Raw genomic sequence first — 18068 nt, forward strand, 5'->3', positions numbered from 1 at the left:
AGCGGGACGGGCGGGCGGATCGTCCGATCGTACGGAGAGGCTCCCGGCGGCACAGCGGGGACCGACACGGGGAGTAACACAGGGGGTGGAACGCGGAAGGCCTCCCCGGTCCGCGGACGGGGGAGGCCTTCCGCCGGAGGGCTACGCCTGGACGAGCACGAGCTCCTCGAGGGGCAGGCGGGTGCGCGGCGCGGTCTCGCGCTCGCGGAGGGTCTCGTTCGCCAGCGCGTCGGCGTCGGCCGCGACTCCCACCGCGGCGATCGTCACCGGGTCGAAGCGCTCGTCGACGCCGAACGCGGCGCGGACGGCGTCCTTGTCGAAGCCGGCCATCTGGTGCACGTGCAGGCCCTCGTGGTGCGCCTGGACGCTGAGGTGGGCGATCGACTGGCCGAGGTCGTAGACGGCCCAGGGGCGCGGCTTCCCCTCGGAGTCGACGGTCTCGGCGAGCGCGACGACCAGGACGGCGGCGGAGCCGGCCCAGGCGCCGTTGAAGCCGGCGAGCGTCGCGACGATGCGGTCGAACCCGTCGGTTCCGCGGCGGGCGACGATGAAGCGCCACGGCTGCGAGTTGCTGGCGGACGGGGACCAGCGCGCGGCCTCGAGGAGGGAGGCGAGGGTCTCGTCGGAGACGGTCGCGGTCGCGTCGTAGGAGCGGGGGCTCCAGCGCTCCGCGAGGACGTCGAGGATCGGGGCGCTGGTGCTGGCGGTGCGGGAGGCGGTGGCGGACATCGCGGGGCTTCTTCCGTGCGGGGGACTGGGGGAGGGGCTCCGTCGCCCGTGGAGCCCAACCGTCCCCGCCCCGCGGGCATTCCCGCGCGCGCACGGCAGGCGCCCGCACGCGCGTTCGCCCACGGAGGAGCGGGCCGCCTCCGAGCCCCGGAACGGTACGGTGGGAGACGGCGTGGTCACCCCGCGCACCACCATCCACGACTCTGGAGGATCATCCATGGCCCAGCACTTCGACGTCGTCGTCCTGGGGGCAGGCCCCGGCGGATACGTGGCCGCGATCCGCGCCGCCCAGCTCGGCAAGTCCGTCGCCGTCGTCGAGAAGCAGTACTGGGGCGGTGTCTGCCTCAACGTCGGCTGCATCCCGTCCAAGGCGCTGCTGCGCAACGCGGAGCTCGCCCACCTCTTCCACACCCAGGCGAAGCAGTTCGGCATCTCGGGCGACGTCTCGTTCGACTTCGGCGCGGCGTTCGACCGCAGCCGCTCGGTCGCGGACGGCCGCACCAAGGGCGTCCACTTCCTGATGAAGAAGAACAAGATCGCCGAGTTCGACGGCGTCGGCTCCTTCACCGGCCCGCAGGGCCTCGACGTGCAGCTGAGCAAGGGCGGCACGGAGTCGCTGACCTTCGACGACGCGATCATCGCGACCGGCGCGAGCGTCCGCCTCCTCCCCGGCGTCGAGCTCTCCGAGAACGTCGTGACCTACGAGACCCAGATCATGACCCGCGAGCTCCCCGACACGATGGCCATCGTGGGCGCGGGCGCGATCGGCATGGAGTTCGCCTACGTCCTCAAGAACTACGGCGTCGACGTGACGATCATCGAGTTCATGGACCGCGCCCTCCCCAACGAGGACCCGGACGTCTCCAAGGAGATCCAGAAGCAGTACAAGAAGCTCGGCGTCGAGATCCTGACCTCGACCAAGGTCGAGTCGGTCGTCGACAAGGACGGCTACGTCACGGTCACCTACACCGCGAAGGACGGCACGCAGTCGACCCTCGAGGTCGACAAGGTGCTCATGTCCATCGGCTGGGTCCCCCGCACCGAGGGCTTCGGCCTCGAGAAGACGGGTGTCGAGCTCACCGAGCGCGGCGCGATCGCGATCGACGACCACATGCGCACCAACGTGCCGCACATCTACGCCATCGGCGACGTCACCGCGAAGCTGCAGCTCGCGCACGTCGCGGAGGCGCAGGGCGTCGTCGCCGCCGAGACCCTCGCCGGTGCCGAGACCCAGACCCTGGGCGACTACCGGATGATGCCGCGCGCGACGTTCTGCCAGCCGCAGATCGCCTCCTTCGGCCTCACCGAGAAGCAGGCGACGGACGAGGGACACGAGATCACCGTCTCGACCTTCCCCTTCATGGCGAACGGCAAGGCCCACGGCCTCGGCGAGCCCACCGGCTTCGTGAAGCTCATCGCGAGCAAGAAGTACGGCGAGCTCCTCGGCGCCCACATGATCGGCCCGGACGTCTCGGAGCTGCTCCCCGAGCTCACGCTCGCCCAGAAGTGGGACCTCACCGCGACCGAGCTGGCCCGGAACGTGCACACCCACCCGACGCTGTCAGAGGCGCTGCAGGAGGGCTTCCACGGCCTCAAGGGGCACATGATCAACATGTAGGGCTCGTCCCTCCACGGCCTCCGGCCCGCAGGATCCCGCTCGGCTCGTCCGCGGCGGATCCTGCGGGCCGGAGCCGTCTCCGGGGGTGCCCGCCGGGCTCCGGCGCCGCTCCCGCTACCGTGGCCCGATGGATCCGCGCCTGCTCGACCGCCTCGCCGCCGACGCCTGGCCCGCGCTCGTGCGGCGCCCCCTCGGCCCATGGGAGCTGCGCGCCTCCTCGGGGGTCACGAAGCGCGCGAACTCGGTGCTCGCGTCCGGCGACGTCGTCGACCAGGGGGCGGCCCTCGACGCGGCGGAGGCGTTCGCCCGCGAGCACGGAATCGCACCCCTCGTGCAGATCGGACCGCCGAGCCCTGCCGGTCTGACCGGGTTGCTCGCCGAGCGGGGCGCCGCGCCGATCGACCGGACGCTCGTGCTGACGGGTTCGGTGCAGGAGGCGCTAGCCGCCCTGTCCACGACGTCGGGGTCCGCGCCGTCGAGGCCAGTGCCGCCGAGGCCCGCGCCGCAGCCTCGCGTCCGCCTCGCCCCGGCTCCCGACGAGGACTGGCTCGCCCTCTGGTGGTCGGTGGACGGTCGCGGTGGCGCGGAGGAGCGTGCGGTCGCCGAGCGCATCCTCGCGGGCTGCCCCTCCTCCTACGCGCTCGCCGTCGACGGGGACGGCCCGGCCGCGACCGGCCGCCTCGCGCTCGTCACGGCGCCGGACGGCGAGCTCTGGGGCGGCCTCTTCGCGCTGGCGACCCGGCCGGACGCCCGGCGCCGCGGGCTCGCCTCCGCCGTGATCCGCGCCCTCCTCGAGGACGCGTCCGGCCGGGGCGTCGCGCGCTTCTGGCTCCAGGTGCTCGCCGAGAACGTCGGCGCCCGCCGCCTCTACGCGTCCCTCGGCTGCCGCGAGTCGTCCTGGTACGAGTACTGGCGCTGACCCGCTCGCGGAGGAGGAGCGGGGTGCCCGGGTCAGGCGTTCGCGAGCACGGCGCGGGCGACGGCCTCGGCCTTCGCCGCGTCGCCGGTGACGGTCACGCGCCACCACACGTCGTCGGCGAGCGCGTCGATCTCGCAGACGCCCGCCGCGCAGCCGGTGAGGGCCTTCTCGCCGAAGCCGTCGAGCGGCTCGAGCGGGATCGCCAGGCCCGAGGTCAGCGAGAGGTTCCGCCAGCCGTCGTCGCCGTTCGGGAGCGCGTCGACCGTCACGCCCGAGTAGGCGGCGCTGGAGGCGTCGCTCCAGCTGCAGGAGGCGTACCCGGCCCGGGCGGCGGCAGCGGCCGACGCGGTGGTCGGCGTCCCGGTCCCCGTCCCCGCGGTCGCCTGCGCGAGACCGGCGGCACCGAACAGCTGCTCGGCCGTCAGGACCTCGGTGCAGACGGGCGCCGTCGCGGTGACCGGCTCGTCAAGGGTGCCGAGCGCGGCGGAGGCGGTGCCGGTCGCCAGCGCGGCGAGGTCGACGGCCGCGGGGGCGCCGCGCAGCTGCAGCGTCACCCAGGTGGCGCCGGCGAGCAGGTCCAGGTCGCAGCTGCCGTCGGTGCAGGAGCCGTAGGCCTCGACGGCGGTCTCGAGGCGCGGGCCCGGACGGCCGGCGAAGGCCTCGGCGGCGTCGTCGACCGCGGCCGCGGTGATCGAGGCGTCCTCGTCGTACCAGGCGCAGCGGAGCACTCCGCCGTTCTCCTCCGCGGCCTCGCGGATCAGCTCGCCCGAGGAGCGCGTCGTTACCTCGCGGCTGCCCTCGAGAGCGCTGCGGGAGACCCCCAGCGCCGAGGCCGCCCGCGTGGCGGGGAGGAGGGAGTCGCAGCCCAGGCGGGTCGAGGCCGTGGGCGTGGGCGAGGGCGTCGGAGTCGCGGAGGGAGTCGGAGCGACGGTCTCGGACGCCGACGGGGTGGCCGCGACGTCCGAGCGTTCGGCCGACGTGCAGCCCGTCAGCGCGACGAGAACGGCGAGCGCGGCGCCGACCGTCGCCAGGCGCGGGAGGCGGGCCCTCACGCGGCCAGCTCGCGCTCGATCGCGGCCGTGAACGCGTCGATGTCGTCCTCCGTCGTGTCGAAGGAGCAGACCCAGCGGACCTCGCCGGTCGCCGGGTTCCAGTCGTAGAAGCGGTAGGCGGCGCGGAGCCGGTCCGCGACTCCGGGCGGCAGCGTCGCGAACACCGCGTTGGCCTGGGTCTGCTGCGTGAACTCGAGCCCGGTGATCCGGCCGGCGGCGATCGCCTCCTCGAGCCCCGAGCGCAGGCGCGCCGCCATGGCGTTCGCGTGCCGGGCCGAGCGGAGCCACAGGGGCTCCTCCTCGCCGCCGTCGCCGAGCAGGGCGAGCAGCTGCGCCGAGATGAAGCGCATCTTGGAGGACAGCTGCATGTTGGTCTTGCGGAGGAAGGTCAGCCCGGTCGAGGCCGCCGGGTCGAGCACGACGATCGCCTCCCCGAGCAGGATGCCGTTCTTGGTGCCGCCGAACGAGAGCACGTCGACGCCCGCGTCGGTCGTGAAGGACCGCAGGGGCAGGCCGAGGGCGGCCGCGGCGTTCGCGATGCGCGCCCCGTCCATGTGCAGCCGCATGCCGAGGCCGTGCGCGTGGTCGGCGAGCGCGCGCACCTCCTCGGGGGTGTAGACGGTGCCGAGCTCGGAGGACTGGGTGATCGAGACCACGAGCGGCTGGGCGCGGTGCTCGTCGCCGAAGCCCCACGCCTCCTGGTCGACCAGCGCCGGGGTCAGCTTGCCGTCGGGCGTGGGGACCGTGAGGATCTTGATCCCGCCGACCTTCTCCGGCGCTCCGCCCTCGTCGGAGGTGATGTGCGCGGTGCCCGCCGAGACGACGGCGCCCCACCGCGGCAGCATCGACTGCAGGCCGGTGACGTTGGCGCCCGTGCCGTTGAAGACGGGGAAGGCCTGGGCCTGCTCGCCGAACTCGCGGCGGAACGCCTCCTGCAGGCGCTCGGTGTAGACGTCCTCGCCGTAGGCGATCTGGTGCGCTCCGTTGGCCGCGGCGATCGCGGCGAGGACCTCGTCGTGCACTCCGGAGTAGTTGTCGGAGGCGAAGCCGCGGACGTCGGGATCGTGCAGAGCGCTCATCCCTCCATCTTCGCAGCCCGCCGCCCGGAGGAGCCCCGGAGGCGCCCGCCGAGACACCCCTCCTGCCTCCCGCATGTTTCGGGCAGGTGAAAGGACGACGACCCGAAAGCCGATCTCCGTCAAGAAGTTGGTATCGGCTGGGAGGCAGGCCACTCTTGACGTATGCGCATGGACACGACGGGAGCTGTCCGCGACATGCCCGCCCCTCCCGGGGTGGACGAGATCGCGGCTCGCTTCGGCGATCCCGTCCTCGCGTTCGCGCCCCAGCCGAGGCTGGAGGAGTTCGCCGCGGCGCAGACGATGGCGCTCGGCCGCTTCGTCGAGATCTCGCTCTCGTACTCGTTCTACAAGAACCCGCGCAACCGCGCCGACCCCGTCAACCACGTCCCGCTGACCCCCGAGCAGAAGCGCGCGATCGAGCGCGCCGAGAACGACCACCTGCCGCCGTGGATGGTCGACCAGGTGACGCGGATGCGGTACCCGGTGCTCTGGGAGGCGGTCCGCACCTCCGTGCCGATCCCCGCCGAGCGCAGCCGGCCCCTGGAGTCCCGCCTCGCGGCCCACATGGGCGACGTGCTCCGCAACACCTTCCCGGGCCGCGTGCGCAGCCGCCGCGGCGGGATGCCGGTGGTCGCCGCCGCCCTCCGCGACGAGGACGTCGTGCGGGGCGTCCCGGTGATCGTGGACGGGGAGGCGCTGCGCGGCTACCGCGTGGACACCGATCCGGACGTGGTCGCGATCGGCGCCCGCGTCGACGGCCGCTACATGACGGTCGTGCTCGACCGGAAGATCGTGCCGGAGATCCGGATGGAGTTCGTCCGCCGCACCCCGCCGCGCCCGGCCTCGAGCCAGTCCCGGCGCTGACCGCCCCGGCGTCGAGCACCTCCGAGCCGTCCACCACGGTGCCGACCGCTCAGGGGCGCCCCGGCACCGCGATCCCGTGCTCGTAGGCGAACACGACCGCCTGGATCCGGTCGCGCACGCCGAGCTTCATCAGGATCTTCGAGACGTGCGTCTTCACGGTCGCCTCGCCCACGAACAGCTCGGCCGCGATCTCGGCGTTCGACCAGCCCCGCGCCAGGTGCACGAGCACCTCGCGCTCGCGGTCCGTCAGATCGGCCACTCCGGAGTGGTCGGCGGCGGCCGGCGTGTGCTCGGGCACGGACGCGAACCGCTCGATCACGCGCCGGGTGACGTCGGGGGCGAGCATCGCGTCGCCGCGGGCGACCACCTGCACGGCCTCGACCAGCTCCTCCGGCGACGCGTTCTTGAGCAGGAACCCGCTGGCGCCGGCCGAGAGCGCCTCGAAGAGGTAGTCGTCGCGGTCGAAGGTGGTGAGGATGAGCACCCGCGAGCACAGGCGCGGGTCGGCCACGATCTCGCGGGTCGCGGCCAGGCCGTCGAGGCCGGGCATCTGCACGTCCATGCAGATCACGTCGGGGCGCAGCTCGGAGGCGCGCTGCAGGGCCTCGAGCCCGGTGCGGGCCTCGCCGACCACCTCGATCCCCGGCTCCGACTCGAGGATGATGCGGAAGCCCACGCGGACGAGCTCCTGGTCGTCGACGAGCAGCACGCGCACGTGCTCGGTCATGGGCGGCCCCCGCTCGCTCGCTCTTGACGCCCCCGCGACGTCTCCGACGACGGTACCGGGTCGTCGGCGTCCGGCACGCTCGCCCGGACGGGGGACAGCGGCACCCGGGCGTGCACGAGGTACCCTCCGCCCCTCGGCCCCATCTCGATCCAGCCGCCGACCGCGGCCGCGCGCTCGCTCATGCCGGTGTGCCCCAGTCCGCAGGAGGCGGGAGCGCTCGGGTGCGGGCCGGACCCGCCGTCGTCGGCGATCTCGAGCTCGACCGCGTCGGGGGCGTAGCGGAGGCGCACCTCGGCGTGCGCGCCGCGCCCCGCGTGCTTGCGGACGTTCGTGAGCGACTCCTGCGCGATGCGGTAGAGGCTGAGCCCCACCGTCGCGGGGATCTCGCGGGGCGTGCCGAGGGTGAGGAAGACGGTGGGCAGGCCCGACCCGCTGGACGCCGCGACCAGCTCCTCGAGCTGGGCCACCCCACGGGTGGACGCGGCGTCGGTGAGCGGATTCGGCACCGCGTCCTCGGCGCGCAGCGCGACCAGGATGCGGTGCAGCTCCTCGATCGCCGAGCGCGCGTCGCCCTCGATGGCGCTGAGCGAGGCCGCCGCCCGCTCCGGATCCCGCGCCAGCACCCGCCGCGCCGCTCCCGCCTGCACGCCCATCACGCTGACGTGGTGCGCGACCACGTCGTGCAGCTCGCGCGCGATCCGCAGCCGCTCGGAGGACACGGCCTGCCGCGAGGAGCGCTCCCGCTCGTCGTCGAGCTCGGCCGTGCGCGTCTCGAGCGCCTCCAGCCGGCGGGCCGACTGCCACGACGCCTCGCCGAAGACGTAGGCGCTGCCGAAGTAGAGCAGGTTCGACACGACCGCGAGGGCCGACTCCGCCGCGTAGGGCGAGAGCAGGCCGGGGGAGTCGTCGACCGGCACGGAGCTGCCGAAGTACTCGCCCGTGGCGAGGGTGGTGAGCAGCCAGCCCAGCATCCCGACCGCGATCGCCACTCGGACGACGAGCGCCGTGCGCCGGTTCCGGCCCCACGCGCCGACCGTGTAGAGCGCGAGGAACAGGCAGATCTGGCCGAAGAGCGACTCCGGCACCTGGAGCACGATCCCGAGCGCGTAGACGACGGAGAGCCCGGCCGCCACGCTCGCGGGGAACCGGCGGCGCAGCGCGAGGGGAAGGGTCATCAGGACGGCCCAGTGGGCGCTGACGACGGGGTGCGCCGCGTCCGGGAAGCCCGCCGAGGAGTACAGCGCGACGGAGACGATCGTCGCCACCAGCAGGATCCCCGCGGTGACCGCGTCGCGCACGTATCCGGCCCGGCTCGGCGCTCGCCGGATCCAGCCCGCGTCGAGCGGGTCCGCGGCTCCGTCACCTGAGGGCATGCGCCCCACGCTAACCGACGCCGGTCGGACGGGGCCCCGGGAGGCGGAGGAGCGCACCCCGCCGCCTCCCGGGCGCGACGTCAGTCCCGGCCGGTGATGCCCCGGGTCGAGGCGATGACGTCGCCCATCTTCCTCCCGAGGGCCTCGTAGAACATCGACAGCGGGAACTCGTCGTCCAGCACCGCGTCGGTGAGGCCGCGCGGGGCGCCGAGCAGCACCTCGTCCGGGAGCCCGCGGGCCCAGGCGGAGGCGGGGTGCGGAGTGAGAGTGGCCGCGATCAGCTCGTGCGCGGCCAGCCAGTGCGCCGTCTTCGGCCGGTCGATCGAGCGCCAGTAGAGCTCGTCGATCGCGTCCGAGAGGGCGACGACCACGTCGGCGACGCCGTCCCACTCGAACGCCAGCCGGGTGTCGGTCCAGTGCAGGACGCCGTGCTGGTGCAGCCAGGCGAAGAGCAGCTGGCCGCCGAGGCCGTCGTAGTTGCGCACCCGCGACCCGGTGAGCGGGAAGCGGAAGAGCCGGTCGAACAGGATCGCGTACTGCACGAAGCGCGAGCGCTCGGCCAGCGCCTCCTCCTCGTCGTCGCGGCGGTCGAGCGCGCCGAGGCGGCGCTCGATGGCGACGGCCTCGCGGAAGGCGGTGAGGTCGCACCGCAGCTCCTCCAGCGAGTAGAGGAAGAAGGGCATCCGCTGCTTGATCATGAACGGGTCGAACGGCAGGTCGCCGCGCATGTGGGTGCGGTCGTGGATGAGGTCCCACATCACGAAGGACTCCTCCGCCAGGCGCTGGTCGGCCAGCAGGCGCTGCGCGTCCTCCGGGAGCTCGAGACGGGTGATCCGGGCCGCCTCCGTGACGACGCGGCGGAACCGGGCCGCCTCGCGGTCGGCGAAGATCGCGCCCCAGGTGAAGGACGGGACGGAGCGCATCGCGACCGTCTCGGGGAACAGCACGGCGCTGTCGGTGTCGTAGCCGGCGGTGAAGTCGACGAAGCGCACGGGCACGAAGAGGGCGTTGGAGTAGTCGCCCGCCTCCAGCTCGGCGACGAACCGCGGCCAGACGACCTCGACGAGGACGGCCTCGACGTGGCGGTCGCGGCTGCCGTTCTGGGTGTACATGGGGAAGACGACGAGGTGGCGGCGGCCGTCGACGCGCTCGAGCTGCGGCTGGAACGCGGTGAGCGAGTCGAGGAAGTCGGGCAGGCCGAGTCCGCCGGCGCTCCAGCGCTCGAGGTCGACGACCAGCGCGTCGAGGTACGCGGCGTCGTGCGGGAACGCGGGGGCGAGGGTGCGGACGCCGGCGACGATCCGCTCGACGAGGGTGCGCGCCTCCTCGAGCCGCTCGGGATCGGCGAGCGAGCCGTCCTGGGACTGGAGCGGCTGCAGCCCGGCGGCGGCCGCCTTCAGGTCGAGCCAGGCGGCGGACTCCTCCACGCGGTCCTCGACGACCTCGGGTTCTCCGACGACGGTGCTCTGCACGGCTTGCGACATGGTGATCCTCCTCACGCTGGTGATACGGGGCTGCAGGAGCGGAACGCGCTCCGACTCCGAGCGTATGGGCTCGTGCGCGCGCTTTTCTTGCGTCTCAGCGGAGCGAAGCGGCGATCTCGCGGGGGCGGGCGCACGTCTCCGCCGCCCCTCGGAGGCCCCGCGGTCAGCGGCTGCCCAGGTGTTGTGCAGGTGCCACCCCCCGTCCGGGGCTAGATTCCTCACCGCTTCCGTTTCCCTCCCCTGATCGGGTCGAAAATGGGGCGACACCGTGTCCGCATCCCGAGTGCGGAGACATCCGATCGGACAGGCGCGCCGAACACCCTGGCGGCGCGCTCGATCGGCGAGCCATCCTGAGAGAGAGGATCGGAGCGCGTGACGGGACCCGAACCCGGAAGCGACCAGAGAACAGCCAGCATCGACCACCACCCCGAGAACCTCCGCCTGCTCCCCTGGCCGCAGGCGGACGCCTCCGTCCTGCGCGACACCCTCGCGCACGCGGGCGGCGGACTCGAGAGCGAGAGCGAGATCCTCGTGCGCCACGACCGCTACCTGCGCGGTTGGGCGGACGGCGACGCGTTCTTCTACGTGGTCGAGCTGGACGGACTCTCCGTCGGCTCCATCGGCTATTGGTACGGCTGCTCGCGCGGCGTCGTCGCCTACGAGGCGGCGTGGAGCATCGCTCCGCACGCCCGCGGCATCACCGCGGCCTCCGTGCGGATGCTGCTCGAGGAGGCGGCGGCGTTCCCCGTGCCCCGCTTCGTGCACGCCTTCGTGGCGGAGAGCGACCTGGACGCGGGCGCGACCTGCGTCGAGGCCGGCTTCGACCGGATCGACCTCGTCGAGCAGGGCGAACCGCCGGAGCTCTACGTGGACTGGGCGTTCGACCTGGCCGCCGTGGCCTGATCAGATCCCGTGGCGCTCCAGCCACGGCCGCAGCACCGCGAGGAACTCCTCGGGGTGCTCGAGGCCGGGCAGGTGCGCCGCGTCCTCGAGCACGTGCAGCTCGGCACCGCCCACCTCGGCGGCGAGGTGCTCGCAGACCGGCAGCGACTCGGAGAGGTCGTGCGCGCCCGCCACGACGAGGGTCGGCACGGCGATCTCCCCGAGCCGCTCGCCCGCCGGCCCGGAGGGATCGATCGGGCGGGGGGCCTCCGCCTCGTGGCCGACGCCCGTGAGCGCGAGCTCCCGGACCCGCGCAAGGAACTCCGGAGCCACGTCGTCCGCGGAGCGGTCGGGACCCACGGCCCAGAGCTCCGCCTCGACGATCGCCGCGGCCTCCCGCTCGCCCGCGAGCTCCAGCGCCTCGACCTCCCCGAAGCGCCGCTCCTCCTCCGCCGTCAGCGCGGGGTAGTCGAAGCCCGCCAGGCCCGGCGCGATCACGACCAGGCCGGTCACCCGCTCCGGATGCTCGAGCGCCAGGTCGAGCGCGAGCGTCCCGCCCCGCGAGCAGCCGACGACCACCGCGCGCTCGACCCCGAGGTGGTCGAGCACGTCCAGGGCGTCCCGGCGCGGGTCGTACTCCACGTCCTCCGTGCTCGTTCCGCCCGCGCCGCGGACGTCGTAGCGGACCACCAGCCGGTCGCGCGAGAGGTCGGGGACGAGCGGGTCCCACATCCGCAGGTCGGCGATGCCCGCGTGCACGAGCAGCAGGGCGGGCGCGGAGGCGTGGCCGTCCGCCTCCCAGTAGAGGCTCGCGCCGGGGACCTCGAGATGCGGCATGCCGCACACCGTAGGCGCGTCCCGCCGGCGCTGCAACGCCCGGCCACTGCCTAGGGTGGAGGCGCGACAGCGGACGGGCCGCGGCGGGGAGGCGGCGGCGTGGAGGGCGTGCTCACCGGCTTCTCGATCATCGGGGTCGTCATCGCGGTCGGCTACCTGATCGCGCGGTTCCGGATCGTCCCGCCCGAGAGCCGGCTGATCCTGTCGCGGATCGCCTTCTTCGTCACGACGCCGGCGCTGCTGTTCACCGTGCTGTCGCGGGCCGACGTCTCCGTCCTCTTCTCCTCGTTCCTGCTCGTCTCGCTCCTGACGGTGCTGACCGTCGCCCTGCTCTACGTGCTGGCCTCGCGGCTGCTCTTCCCCCGCCCGCTGCCGGAGACGGTGATCGGGACCGCGGCCTCCTCCTACGTCAACGCCAACAACATCGGGCTGCCGGTCGCCATCTACGTGCTGGGCGATCCGCAGTGGGTGGCCCCGACGCTCCTCCTGCAGCTGATCGTCCTCGCGCCGACGATCCTGACGCTGCTCGACGTCTCGACGAGCGGGCGGACCTCGGTCGGCGCGATCCTCACGCAGCCGCTGCGGAATCCGATGATCATCGCCTCCGCCCTCGGCCTCGTCGTCGCCCTCACCGGCGTCGAGCTGCCCGCGCCCGTGCTGCAGCCGTTCTCGATCATCGGCAACGCGTCGATCCCGCTGGTGCTGATCGCCTTCGGGATGTCGCTGCGCGGGCAGCGGCCGCTGGAGGCGGGGCCGGCGCGGGTCGAGGTGGTCGTCGCCTCCGTGCTCAAGTCGCTGGTGATGCCGGCGGTCGCGCTGCTGCTGGGGCGCTTCGCGTTCCACCTCGACTCCGAGCACCTCTTCGTGGTGACGGTGACCGCCGCGCTGCCGACCGCGCAGAACATCTTCACCTTCGCCTCGCGCTACGACCGGGGCGTCGCCGTCGCCCGCGACACGGCCCTCGTGACCACGGTCGCCGCGGTGCCCGTGCTCATCGGGGTGTCCCTCCTGCTGGGCTGAGCGGAGCAGCATCCCCGGCTCCCGCTCGGGCCCGGCGGAGGCGCCGGACGGCCCGCGCATCCGCGTCGCGTGTCCCTCGTCCTGGGACGGGGCCGGTGGCGCGGGCCCGGTCGCACTCCGCCGACCGTCGCTTAGGCTCTCTCGAATGAGCACCACCACGTCCGCCGACCGCTCCGCCCGCGGCAGGCCGCGCCGCCGTCGCGGCCTCTGGATCACGCTGATCGTCCTCCTGGTCCTGCTGATCGGCGCCGTCGTCGCGGTGCTCCTCGGCGTGCGCACCTACGACAAGGCGATGACCGTCCGCGACAAGCTGACCGAGGCGATCCCGCTGGTGTCGCAGGTGACGGACAGGCTGACGACGTTCGACACCTCCGGGGCGGAGGAGATCGCGGGCCGGATCGCGACCCTCACCGGCGAGGCGCGCGACGAGACCGAGGACCCGGTGTGGCGGGTGATGGAGGTGGTGCCCGTCCTCGGGCCGAACCTGTCCGCGGTCCGCGCCGCGACCGAGATCGCCGACGACGTCTCCGGCCGGATCGTCACGCCGCTCTCCACGACCTCGCTCGACATCCTCAAGCCCGTCGACGGCAGGGTCGACCTCGCGGCGATCACCGAGCTGTCGCAGAAGATCACCGTCGCCAAGGAGGTCGTCGACGCGGCGCAGACCCGCGTCGAGGGCATCGACCGCGGCCCGCTGGTGCCGCAGGTCGCCTCGGCCCTCGACTCCTTCACTCCGCAGCTGGCCACCGCGACCGCGGCGATGGAGCAGGTCGAGCCGCTCACCGCGATCCTCCCCGACTCCCTCGGAGCGTCCGGTCCGCGCCACTACCTGGTGATGTTCCAGAACCTGGCGGAGTCGCAGGCTCTGGGCGGCGGCGCGTCGTCGGTGATGCAGCTCGACGTCGACGGCGGCGCGATATCGATCGGCCGTCAGCTGGGCAGCGGCGACTTCCGCGGTCTGGCGCCCGTCACCGTCGACCAGAGCGCGCTCGACACCATCGGCGAGAACATGGCGACGACCTTCAACGTCTCGACCAGCCGCCCCGACTTCCCGACGGCCGCCTCGATCGCCTCGCAGTTCTGGGCGCAGAAGTTCCCCGAGCAGAGGATCGACGGCGTCCTCGCGATCGACCCCGTCGCCCTCTCCTACCTCCTCGGCTCGACCGGGCCCGTGACCCTCACCGACGGCACGGTCCTCACGAGCGAGAACACCGTCTCGACCCTGCTCAACGAGGTCTACTTCCGCTACCCGGAGTCGGTCGTGGCCGAGCGCACCGACGAGTTCTTCTCGGAGGCGAGCGCGACGGTCCTGGGCAAGATCCTCGGCGGGGAGATGGAGCCGACGAAGATGCTCCCGGCGATCGTGAAGGCGGTCGACGAGAGCCGCATCCTCGCCTACAGCTCCGACGCCGACGAGCAGGCGCTCCTCGCGCCCACGCCGATCGCGGGGGTCCTGCCGCAGACGACGACCGACGGCACGACCACCGGAGTGTTCTTCCAGGACGCCTCGGGCGGCTCGAAGATGGACTACTACCTGAGCACGGCGGTCACGCAGTCGAGCGCGGGCCGGTGCGCCGCCTCGGGCGCGGTCTTCACCACCTCCGTCACCGTGACCAACACGATCTCGAAGGCGGTCGCTCGGACGCTGCCCGGCTACGTCGCCGCGGCCGGCGGGCGCGGTGCGTACCCCCTGGGCGACTTCGTCACCAACATCTACGTCTACGGCCCTCCCGGGACCACGGTGTCGAGCGCGGCCTGGGCCGACGGCACCGGCTACGGACCCGAGAGCCTCGACGACCTCGGCCGTCCCGTCTCGAAGGTCGCCGTGCAGCTCTCGCCCGGCCAGTCCGAGACGTTCGACGTGCAGTTCAGCGCCGGCGACGCCTCCGGCTTCGGCGACCAGACCGTGCGGGTGACCCCGATGATCAACCCCACCGCGGTCACGCTGAACGACGAGCCCGCCTGCGGCTGACCTCGCCTTCGCGCACCTCCGGGTCGGTGCTGGACCAGCGCCGAGCACGCCGACCGCTGACGCGCCTCCGGGTCGGTGCTGGACCAGCGCCGAGCACGCCGACCGCTGACAAGCCCCGGGTCGGTGCTAGACCAGCGCCGACCCGGGGATCGAGCTCGTCACGAGCGAGGAGGCGAGGAACGCGGTGGCGATGCAGAGCACGAACCCGATGACCGGCACGAGGAACGCGCGGCGGCCCACGAGGTAGCGCACGACCGTCACGGCCACGGCGATCAGTGTCAGCGCGGGCGGCCCGATCAGCGCGATCGAGACGCCCCAGTCGATCCGGTCGAAGTCGCAGGCGAAGTTCTGGCCCTCGCACTGCGCGGGGAAGACCGAGAGGATCGCGGCGAGGTAGCCGAGCACGATCGTGAGCAGGCCGAGGGCGAGGCAGCCGAGGATCGAGAGCACGAGGTCCCAGCGGCGCCGGCGCGGCTTCCCGGCGGCGATGATCTCGCCCACCGAGCGGTAGGCGTCGGACCGGAACTCGTCGTGCGCGGCTGCGGGACGGGCGGTCGCAGGGCGGGCGGTCGCAGGGCGTGCCGTCGCGGGTCGGGAGGCGGGGCGGGAGGCACCGGCCGAGGCGGCCTGGGCCCGCGCGCGCTTCTTCTTCGACGAGGCCATGCTCAGAAGATCATCGGGCGGTCGTCGTCGAGGGTCGTCTCCAGGTCGAGATCGACCACCACCGGGACGTGGTCGCTCGGGGCGTCGCCCTTGCGCTCGTCGCGGTGGATCGAGGCGCCGGTGACGAGCTCGCCGAACGCGGGGGAGCCGAGCACGAAGTCGATCCGCAGCCCCTCGTTGCGCGGGAAGCGGAGCTGCTTGTAGTCCCAGTAGGTGTAGCCCTCGGGCACGAGGGGGCGGACGACGTCGCGCAGGCCCGCGTCCTCGAAGGCGGCGAAGGCGGCGCGCTCGGGGATCGAGACGTGCGTGGATCCGGGGCCGAGGCTCGGATCGCCCACGTCGCTGTCGAGCGGCGCGACGTTCCAGTCGCCGACCAGGGCGAGCGGCAGGTCGGGCTCGGCGGCCAGCCACTCGCGGGTGCTCGCCTCGAGGGCCGCGAGCCACTCGAGCTTGTAGAGGTAGTGCGGGTCGTCGACCGCGCGGCCGTTCGGGACGTAGAGGCTCCAGACGCGCACGCCGTCGACCGTCGCGCCGATCGCGCGGGCCTCGAGCGGGTAGGAGCCGTCGGCCGCCGCCTCCTTCGCGAAGCCGGGCATGCCCGGGAAGCCGACCTGCACGTCCTCCATCGGCAGGCGCGAGGCGATGCCGACGCCGTTCCACTGGCTGAGCCCGACCATCTCGACGTGGTAGCCGGCCTCGGCGAAGGCCTCGTGCGGGAACTGCTCGGGCTTGCACTTGAGCTCCTGCATGGCGAGGACGTCCACGTCCTCGCGCACGAGCCAGTCGACGACGCGGCCGGTGCGGGCCCGGATGGAGTTCACGTTCCAGGTGGCGATGCGCATCCTGGAAGTGTAGGAGCCGCCGCCGACACGTCTCCTGCGCGTCCTCCGCGCGTCCCGGCGGCCGCGGGCCGGGGGAGTCATCCCCTCGGCGGATTGCGGAACCGGTGTCGGTGGTCGATGGTTGTCTAGCGCCGTCCCGACCGGCCGTTCGTCGCGCCGTCCGGACGCCGCCGTCGCCCGCGCCGTGCGGGCCCGACGGGCTCCCCGGCGCTCCGCGCTCCCCAGCCCGGTCCCCTCCCCTCCCGCTCCTGCTCCGCCCCTCCGGAGGACCCATGATCCTGCTCCGCCTCGCCTCCGCCTACGCGAAGCCCTACGCGCGGTGGGTGGCCGCCGTCGTCGTGCTGCAGCTCGTCGCGACGCTCGCCGCGCTCTACCTGCCGAGCCTCAACGCCGAGATCATCGACCAGGGCATCGGCCGCGGCGACACCGACTTCATCTGGGGCACCGGCATGACCATGCTCGGCGTCTGCGTCGTGCAGGTCGCCGCGGCGATCGGAGCCGTCTACTTCGGCGCCCGCACCGCCATGTCCGTCGGCCGCGACCTGCGCCGCGACGTCTACCGCCGCGTCGACTCGCTCAGCGGGCTCGAGGTCGGCGGCTTCGGCACGGCCACCCTGATCACCCGCGGCACGAACGACGTGCAGCAGGTGCAGATGCTCGTGCTGATGACCCTCAACTTCATGGTCTCCGCGCCGATCATGTGCGTCGGCGGCATCGTCTTCGCCCTGCGCGAGGACGCCGGCCTCTCCTGGCTGGTCTGGGTGTCGGTGCCGCTGCTGTTCGTCGTGGTCGGCTTCCTGGTGTTCCTGCTGCTGCCGCTGTTCCGCCTCATGCAGGACCGGATCGACGGGATCAACAGCGTGCTGCGCGAGCAGATCACGGGCATCCGCGTGGTGCGCGCCTTCGTGCGCGAGCCGTTCGAGTCCGAGCGGTACCGCAAGGCCAACGCGGCGATCACCGAGGTGTCGATCAAGGTCGGCAACATCTTCGTGCTGATGTTCCCCGCGATCATGATGATCCTGCACCTGGCCACCGCGGCCGTGCTGTGGTTCGGCGGGCAGCGGGTCGACGCAGGTCAGATGCAGGTGGGCTCGCTCACCGCGTTCCTGCAGTACCTCCTCCAGATCCTCACCGCCGTGATGATGGGCGTCTTCATGGTGATGATGATCCCGCGCGCGGTCGTCTGCGCCGAGCGGATCCAGCAGGTGCTCGACGCCCGCACCAGCCTCACCACGCCCCAGGGCGGAGTCCCGACGCCCGCGCGCGGCCGCGTCGAGTTCTCCGGGGTCGTCTTCGGCTACCCGGGCGCCGAGCGCCCCGTGCTCTCGGGCATCGACATCGTCGCGGAGCCGGGCCGCACCACGGCCGTCGTCGGCTCCACCGGCGCCGGCAAGACGACCCTGCTCGGCCTCGTGCCGCGCCTGTTCGACCCGCAGGAGGGCAGCGTCACGATCGACGGCGTGCCCGTCTCCTCCCTCGACCGGGCGCAGCTCGCCGAGGTGATCGGGCTCGTGCCCCAGCGCCCCTACCTCTTCTCGGGGACGATCGCCTCGAACCTGCGCTTCGGCCGCCCCGACGCGACGGACGCCGAGCTGTGGGAGGCGCTGCGCATCGCCCAGGGCGAGGACTTCGTGCGGAGCAAGGAGCACGGGCTCGACGAGCCGGTCTCGCAGGGCGGCACCAACGTCTCCGGCGGGCAGCGCCAGCGGCTCTGCATCGCGCGCGCCCTCGTCGCGAAGCCGCGGGTCTACCTGTTCGACGACTCGTTCTCGGCGCTCGACGTCGCGACCGATGCGCGGCTGCGGGAGTCGCTGGCCGACGCCACCACCGACGCGACCGTGATCATCGTGGCCCAGCGGGTGTCGACCATCCGCCACGCCGACCAGATCGTCGTGCTCGACGCGGGCCGCGTCGTCGGCCGCGGCACGCACGACGAGCTCCTCGAGACGAACGCGACCTACCGCGAGATCGTCGAATCCCAGCTGAGCGTCGAAGGAGTGTCCTGAG

The 18068-nt window shown here is 73.1% G+C and carries 16 protein-coding genes; 7 read left to right on the forward strand and 9 right to left on the reverse strand.

Going from position 1 to position 18068, the window contains the following annotated elements:
• Positions 1-141: 141 nt before the first annotated feature.
• On the reverse strand, positions 142-729 hold the full coding sequence (locus C5C36_RS08275; protein WP_104292823.1) for a nitroreductase family protein: 588 nt from the start codon (positions 727-729) through the stop codon (positions 142-144).
• 217 nt (positions 730-946) lie between these two features.
• Between C5C36_RS08275 and lpdA the strand changes: the two genes are divergently transcribed.
• Positions 947-2347, forward strand: coding sequence for a dihydrolipoyl dehydrogenase (lpdA, locus tag C5C36_RS08280; protein WP_104222818.1), 1401 nt, complete (start codon positions 947-949; stop codon positions 2345-2347).
• Positions 2348-2474: 127 nt separating this feature from the next.
• A complete protein-coding gene (locus tag C5C36_RS08285) occupies positions 2475-3266 on the forward strand; it encodes a GNAT family N-acetyltransferase (protein WP_104309590.1) in 792 nt (263 codons plus the stop codon).
• Positions 3267-3298: 32 nt separating this feature from the next.
• Here the strand turns inward: C5C36_RS08285 and C5C36_RS08290 are convergent, their stop codons facing one another.
• Complete coding sequence (locus C5C36_RS08290) at positions 3299-4318, reverse strand: hypothetical protein (RefSeq protein WP_104309564.1); 1020 nt, start codon at positions 4316-4318, stop codon at positions 3299-3301.
• Complete coding sequence (locus C5C36_RS08295; protein WP_104222816.1) at positions 4315-5397, reverse strand: low specificity L-threonine aldolase; 1083 nt, start codon at positions 5395-5397, stop codon at positions 4315-4317. Before C5C36_RS08295 ends, C5C36_RS08290 begins: the two co-directional genes overlap by 4 nt.
• 168 nt (positions 5398-5565) lie before the next feature.
• On the opposite strand from C5C36_RS08295, the gene C5C36_RS08300 reads away from it, so the two are divergent.
• Positions 5566-6261 carry a hypothetical protein gene (locus C5C36_RS08300; protein WP_104225730.1) on the forward strand — a complete coding sequence of 232 codons (696 nt, stop codon included), beginning with the start codon at positions 5566-5568 and terminating at the stop codon, positions 6259-6261.
• Between the two features lie 49 nt (positions 6262-6310).
• Here the strand turns inward: C5C36_RS08300 and C5C36_RS08305 are convergent, their stop codons facing one another.
• The 3 genes from C5C36_RS08305 to C5C36_RS08315 all read right to left on the reverse strand — a co-directional run bounded on the left by C5C36_RS08305 (position 6311) and on the right by C5C36_RS08315 (position 9845).
• Positions 6311-6988, reverse strand: coding sequence for a response regulator transcription factor (locus tag C5C36_RS08305; RefSeq protein WP_104309565.1), 678 nt, complete (start codon positions 6986-6988; stop codon positions 6311-6313).
• Entirely contained in the window at positions 6985-8361 is a 1377-nt protein-coding gene (locus C5C36_RS08310) for a sensor histidine kinase (protein ID WP_104260958.1), read from the reverse strand. The genes C5C36_RS08305 and C5C36_RS08310 overlap by 4 nt, the downstream gene beginning before the upstream one ends.
• A gap of 80 nt (positions 8362-8441) precedes the next feature.
• Positions 8442-9845 (reverse strand): DUF6421 family protein, encoded by a 1404-nt coding sequence (locus C5C36_RS08315; protein WP_104309566.1) that lies wholly within the window; start codon positions 9843-9845, stop codon positions 8442-8444.
• Between the two features lie 372 nt (positions 9846-10217).
• Here C5C36_RS08315 and C5C36_RS08320 point away from each other — a divergent pair, with 372 nt between their 5' ends.
• On the forward strand, positions 10218-10748 hold the full coding sequence (locus tag C5C36_RS08320) for a hypothetical protein (RefSeq protein ID WP_104222811.1): 531 nt from the start codon (positions 10218-10220) through the stop codon (positions 10746-10748).
• Here the strand turns inward: C5C36_RS08320 and C5C36_RS08325 are convergent, their stop codons facing one another.
• Positions 10749-11564: an alpha/beta fold hydrolase gene (locus C5C36_RS08325; RefSeq protein ID WP_104273543.1), complete on the reverse strand. Its 816-nt coding sequence runs from the start codon at positions 11562-11564 to the stop codon at positions 10749-10751. It abuts the gene before it with no gap.
• A 99-nt stretch (positions 11565-11663) separates the two neighbouring features.
• On the opposite strand from C5C36_RS08325, the gene C5C36_RS08330 reads away from it, so the two are divergent.
• Complete coding sequence (locus tag C5C36_RS08330) at positions 11664-12584, forward strand: AEC family transporter (protein WP_104222809.1); 921 nt, start codon at positions 11664-11666, stop codon at positions 12582-12584.
• Positions 12585-12729: 145 nt separating this feature from the next.
• Positions 12730-14556 carry a DUF4012 domain-containing protein gene (locus tag C5C36_RS08335; RefSeq protein WP_104269034.1) on the forward strand — a complete coding sequence of 609 codons (1827 nt, stop codon included), beginning with the start codon at positions 12730-12732 and terminating at the stop codon, positions 14554-14556.
• 126 nt (positions 14557-14682) lie between these two features.
• Here the strand turns inward: C5C36_RS08335 and C5C36_RS08340 are convergent, their stop codons facing one another.
• Together C5C36_RS08340 and C5C36_RS08345 are read right to left on the reverse strand one after the other, a co-directional pair.
• Entirely contained in the window at positions 14683-15219 is a 537-nt protein-coding gene (locus tag C5C36_RS08340; RefSeq protein ID WP_104260953.1) for a hypothetical protein, read from the reverse strand.
• Positions 15220-15221: 2 nt separating this feature from the next.
• Positions 15222-16061, reverse strand: a complete 840-nt coding sequence (locus C5C36_RS08345) for an exodeoxyribonuclease III (protein ID WP_104297341.1) — start codon at positions 16059-16061, stop codon at positions 15222-15224.
• A 272-nt stretch (positions 16062-16333) separates the two neighbouring features.
• Here C5C36_RS08345 and C5C36_RS08350 point away from each other — a divergent pair, with 272 nt between their 5' ends.
• Positions 16334-18067, forward strand: coding sequence for an ABC transporter ATP-binding protein (locus C5C36_RS08350; protein WP_104297342.1), 1734 nt, complete (start codon positions 16334-16336; stop codon positions 18065-18067).
• The last annotated feature ends 1 nt before the right edge of the window (position 18068 follow it).

This window comes from Rathayibacter sp. AY1G1 (genome assembly GCF_002932095.1).
Classification (GTDB): domain Bacteria; phylum Actinomycetota; class Actinomycetes; order Actinomycetales; family Microbacteriaceae; genus Rathayibacter.

Coding starts and splice junctions, on each gene's coding strand:
- C5C36_RS08325 (WP_104273543.1), bottom strand. CDS start 11,564: ATGCCGCATCTCGAGGTCCCCGGCGCGAGCCTCTACTGGGAGGCGGAC.
- C5C36_RS08350 (WP_104297342.1), top strand. CDS start 16,334: ATGATCCTGCTCCGCCTCGCCTCCGCCTACGCGAAGCCCTACGCGCGG.
- C5C36_RS08275 (WP_104292823.1), bottom strand. CDS start 729: ATGTCCGCCACCGCCTCCCGCACCGCCAGCACCAGCGCCCCGATCCTC.
- C5C36_RS08295 (WP_104222816.1), bottom strand. CDS start 5,397: ATGAGCGCTCTGCACGATCCCGACGTCCGCGGCTTCGCCTCCGACAAC.
- C5C36_RS08335 (WP_104269034.1), top strand. CDS start 12,730: ATGAGCACCACCACGTCCGCCGACCGCTCCGCCCGCGGCAGGCCGCGC.
- C5C36_RS08285 (WP_104309590.1), top strand. CDS start 2,475: ATGGATCCGCGCCTGCTCGACCGCCTCGCCGCCGACGCCTGGCCCGCG.
- C5C36_RS08345 (WP_104297341.1), bottom strand. CDS start 16,061: ATGCGCATCGCCACCTGGAACGTGAACTCCATCCGGGCCCGCACCGGC.
- C5C36_RS08340 (WP_104260953.1), bottom strand. CDS start 15,219: ATGGCCTCGTCGAAGAAGAAGCGCGCGCGGGCCCAGGCCGCCTCGGCC.
- C5C36_RS08310 (WP_104260958.1), bottom strand. CDS start 8,361: ATGCCCTCAGGTGACGGAGCCGCGGACCCGCTCGACGCGGGCTGGATC.
- C5C36_RS08315 (WP_104309566.1), bottom strand. CDS start 9,845: ATGTCGCAAGCCGTGCAGAGCACCGTCGTCGGAGAACCCGAGGTCGTC.
- C5C36_RS08300 (WP_104225730.1), top strand. CDS start 5,566: ATGGACACGACGGGAGCTGTCCGCGACATGCCCGCCCCTCCCGGGGTG.
- C5C36_RS08305 (WP_104309565.1), bottom strand. CDS start 6,988: ATGACCGAGCACGTGCGCGTGCTGCTCGTCGACGACCAGGAGCTCGTC.
- lpdA (WP_104222818.1), top strand. CDS start 947: ATGGCCCAGCACTTCGACGTCGTCGTCCTGGGGGCAGGCCCCGGCGGA.